Annotated in this window: 5 protein-coding genes and 1 tRNA gene (1 of these 6 running past the window's edge); all 6 read right to left on the minus strand. The window is 45.5% G+C overall.

The features are described 5' to 3' along the window. A partial coding sequence (pheS, locus tag B3182_RS02740; protein ID WP_292751437.1) for a phenylalanine--tRNA ligase subunit alpha occupies positions 1-869 on the minus strand: 869 nt, incomplete at its 3' end. A gap of 103 nt (positions 870-972) precedes the next feature. Continuing rightward, entirely contained in the window at positions 973-1,332 is a 360-nt protein-coding gene (gene rplT / locus B3182_RS02745; protein WP_014706667.1) for a 50S ribosomal protein L20, read from the minus strand. 15 nt (positions 1,333-1,347) lie between these two features. Next, positions 1,348-1,545, minus strand: a complete 198-nt coding sequence (gene rpmI, locus B3182_RS02750; RefSeq protein WP_014706666.1) for a 50S ribosomal protein L35 — start codon at positions 1,543-1,545, stop codon at positions 1,348-1,350. Between the two features lie 32 nt (positions 1,546-1,577). Beyond that, on the minus strand, positions 1,578-2,105 hold the full coding sequence (infC, locus tag B3182_RS02755; protein WP_300497415.1) for a translation initiation factor IF-3: 528 nt from the start codon (positions 2,103-2,105) through the stop codon (positions 1,578-1,580). Continuing rightward, positions 2,101-4,026 (minus strand): threonine--tRNA ligase, encoded by a 1,926-nt coding sequence (gene thrS, locus B3182_RS02760; RefSeq protein WP_292356014.1) that lies wholly within the window; start codon positions 4,024-4,026, stop codon positions 2,101-2,103. The genes infC and thrS overlap by 5 nt, the downstream gene beginning before the upstream one ends. A 79-nt stretch (positions 4,027-4,105) precedes the next feature. Next, positions 4,106-4,166, minus strand: a tRNA-Val gene (locus B3182_RS02765); it runs 104 nt beyond the window's last position.

Genomic DNA, 4,166 nt, shown 5'->3' on the forward strand with positions numbered 1-4,166 from the left:
CAACCCAGCACTTCCAGCCAGCCGGTATGACTACAGACACGACAACCTTCACCACCACAGATCACACATTCAATATCCGCTTCTGCAGAAGGCTCGGTAAATGGAAAGTACGAAGGTCGAAACCGCACATTGAGTGGTTTTTCAAAAAATGCCTGTAGGAAATCGGCAAGAATACCTTTCAAATCGGTAAAGCTGATGTTTTCATCCACCATTAAACCTTCTACCTGATGGAACATCGGCGTATGGGTTAAATCTGAATCACAGCGATATACCCGGCCCGGTGCAATGACCCGTAAAGGTGGCTGTTCATTTTCCATGACCCGGATCTGTACCGGTGAAGTATGGGTGCGCAACAGCATTTCGGCGTTGAAATAAAACGTGTCATGCATCGCACGCGCTGGATGACTTTCAGGAATATTCAATGCGGTGAAGTTATGGTCACCATCTTCAATTTCCGGACCTTCGGCAATTTGAAAACCGATTTGACGGAAATACTGTTCAATGCGTTGCAAGGTGCGAGTCACCGGATGCAGACCGCCAACTTCAGCATTACGACCGGGTAAAGTTACATCAACCGTTTCGGCAGCCAAAGCGGCATTCATGGCCTGCTCAGCAAGCAACTTGGACCTGGCTTCAGTCAGACCTGCTACTTCCTGTTTGGCCAGATTCACTTCCTTACCAATTAACGGTCGTTCTTCCGCGCTGAGATTACTCAACTCTTTGACATACCCCGTGATAAGGCCTTTTTTGCCCAGATATTCAACCCGGACATTATCCAGCGTCTTGGCATGGGTCGCGTTTTGAATCGCGGACTTCGCTGCCTCAACAATATCTTTTAATGCCAGTAACTGCGATGACAGTTCAGCCATATTTCCTCCACCTGAGGATCAATCAGAAATAAAAAAGGGCCGTCATCAACGGCCCTTTCCTGTGTAACTAATAATAAGATCCGCGCTAAAGCGAACCGACTGATTAGTTAGCCAAAGCCGCCTTTGCTTTTGCAGCAATAGCAGCAAATGCAGCAGAATCGTGATAAGCAATATCTGCCAATACTTTACGATCGATTTCAATAGATGATTTTTTCAGACCATCGATCAAACGACTGTACGAAATTCCACATTCACGGGCAGCAGCATTAATACGCGCAATCCACAATGTACGGAATACACGTTTTTTCTGACGACGATCACGGTATGCATATTGACCGGCTTTGGTAACTGCCTGGACAGCTACACGATAGACATTCTTGCGACGACCATAATAGCCTTTGGCCTGCGCGATAACTTTTTTATGACGGGCTCTGGCTGTTACGCCACGTTTTACTCTAGCCATTGGAATACTCCTTAATTATAGAAGAGGCAATAATTTGCGGACTGACAAATGATCTGCTTTACAGATTGTCAGCGTGGAACGCAGTTGGCGTTTCCGCTTAGTGCTTTTCTTGGTCAGGATATGGCTAGTAAACGCTTGAGCGCGTTTGAACTTTCCGCTACCGGTGCGTTTGAAACGCTTCGCTGCACCGCTATGATTTTTCAATTTTGGCATTTGGAACTCCGCATTGTTAATTTAATTAATAGTTATTTTTTATTACTTGGCGCCAAAACCATAATCATTTGCCGACCTTCTTTCTTCGGATGTTGCTCAATAACCGACAGGTCTTTCAAATCATCGGCTACTCTTTCGAGCAATTTCAGACCTAATTCCTGATGGGCCATTTCACGTCCACGAAAGCGGAGGCTGACTTTGGTTTTATTACCTTCTTCGAGGAAACGTGTCAGGTTGCGTAGTTTTACCTGATAGTCACCCTCTTCCGTCCCTGGTCGGAATTTTATTTCCTTTACCTGTATCTGTTTTTGCTTTTTCTTAGCAATGGCCTTTTGTTTATTAGCCTCAAACACATACTTGCCGTAATCCATAATACGGCAGACAGGTGGTTCTGCCTGTGGGGCAATCTCCACCAAATCCAACTCGGCTTCTTCAGCTAATTCCAAGGCTTTCGCCAATGAAATAATACCTAATTGTTCACCGTTTGCATCGGTTACACGAATTTCTCTGGCTGTGATTTCAGAATTCAGCCTTTTTTGATCTGTAGCGATGTTTTTAATCCTCTAAAATAATTCGACCGCGGCGAGCGACGTCTTCTTGAAGCAAGGAAACGAAGCTCTCTAGCGACATAGCGCCTAAATCTTCGCCTTTGCGAGTACGTACTGCCACGGCATTTTCTTGTGCTTCGCGATCCCCAACAACGATTAGGTAAGGTACGCGACGCAATGTGTGCTCGCGTATTTTAAAGCCAATCTTCTCATTTCTCAAGTCCGTATCAGCTCTAAATCCCTGATTTTTCAATTGTTGGGCAATTTGTTGAACATAATCTGACTGTTTATCGGTAATTCCCATGACCATAACCTGACGAGGTGCAAGCCATGCCGGAAACGCGCCAGCATATTCTTCAATGAGTATACCGATAAATCGCTCGAGTGATCCAAGAATCGCACGATGCAGCATTACCGGTACCTGTTTGGAACCATCATCTGCCACATAAGTTGCATCTAATCGGCCAGGCATTGAGAAATCCACCTGAATGGTGCCGCATTGCCAGACCCGCCCCAGACAATCTTTTAAGGAGAATTCGATCTTCGGTCCGTAAAACGCACCCTCGCCCGGCTGCAGTTCCCAGTCCAGATCTTTGGCATTTAATGCCTGTTCAAGTGCATGTTCCGCTTTATCCCAAACGGCATCACTACCGACACGATTTTCCGGACGAGTCGATAACTTAATAATAATGTCGTTAAAACCAAAATCGGCATAAACGTTAAACAACAGATCTATAAAGGTAGAAACCTCAGTCTGAATTTGATCTTCAGTACAGAAGATATGCGCATCATCCTGAGTGAATCCACGCAGACGCATCAAACCATGCAAGGTACCGGAGGGTTCATTACGATGGCATGAACCAAATTCCGCCATACGCAAAGGTAAATCACGGTAGCTTTTCAGCCCCTGATTAAATATCTGAATATGACAAGGACAATTCATTGGTTTAACCGCGTAATCACGATTTTCAGAATGAGTACTGAAAATCATGTCACCGAATTTGTCCCAATGTCCTGATTTTTCCCACAGACTGCGGTCCACAACCTGCGGGGTGCGCACTTCCTGATAGTCATTTTGAGCCAGTACATCGCGAATATATTTTTCCACTTCGCGATAAATCCGCCAGCCATTGTCATGCCAGAAGATCATGCCAGCCGCTTCATCCTGCAGATGGAAAAGATCCAGACTTTTCGCCAACTTACGATGATCACGCTTTTCGGCTTCTTCCAGACGATGCAGATAGGCTTTCAGGTCTTTTTTATCTGACCAGGCTGTACCATAAACCCGTTGCAGCATTTCGTTTTCAGATTTACCACGCCAGTAAGCACCGGCCAGTTTCATCAGTTTGAATGCTTTGAGTTTTCCGGTATTTGGTACGTGCGGACCACGGCATAAATCCATGAATTCACCCTGTCGATACACTGACAGGATTTCATCCTTAGGAATATCTTCGATGATTTGAGCTTTATATTCTTCACCCATTTCACGAAAGATCTGAACTGCTGCATCACGGGTGACTTCTTCACGGACCACTTGCAGATCTTGCTTGACCAGCTCTTCCATACGTTTTTCGATTTTCTGCAAATCTTCCGGTGTAAAACCTTTTGGATAGGAAAAATCGTAGTAAAAGCCATCTTCGATAACCGGGCCAATAGTGACCTGTGCATCGGGATAAAGTTGTTTTACGGCTTGAGCTAACAGATGTGAGGTCGAATGTCGGATGATATCGAGCCCTTCTTCATCACGTTCGGTGATGATGGCAAGCTCAGCATCATCCTCTATAACGTAATTGGTATCGACCAGTTTGCCATTCACTTTACCGGCCAGAGCAGCCCGGGCTAAACCGGCACCAATATCGGCAGCAACATCATGAATTGAAACGGGGTGATCGAACTGGCGTTGACTGCCATCAGGAAGGGTAATTGAAATCATACTATATCCTTGGTTGTGGCCAATACGAGAGGCCTTAAAAACCAAAAAGCACCTGCAAGAGGTGCTTGATGTATATATCTGGTAGGCACGATTGGATTCGAACCAACGACCCCCACCATGTCAAGGTGGTGCTCTAACCA

This window comes from Methylophaga sp. UBA4204, from assembly GCF_002379485.1.
Taxonomy (GTDB): Bacteria; Pseudomonadota; Gammaproteobacteria; order Nitrosococcales; family Methylophagaceae; genus Methylophaga.

Excerpts from the sequence above, each read along its gene's own strand:
- rplT (WP_014706667.1), bottom strand. The coding sequence starts at position 1,332 with ATGGCTAGAGTAAAACGTGGCGTAACAGCCAGAGCCCGTCATAAAAAA.
- rpmI (WP_014706666.1), bottom strand. The coding sequence starts at position 1,545 with ATGCCAAAATTGAAAAATCATAGCGGTGCAGCGAAGCGTTTCAAACGC.
- thrS (WP_292356014.1), bottom strand. The coding sequence starts at position 4,026 with ATGATTTCAATTACCCTTCCTGATGGCAGTCAACGCCAGTTCGATCAC.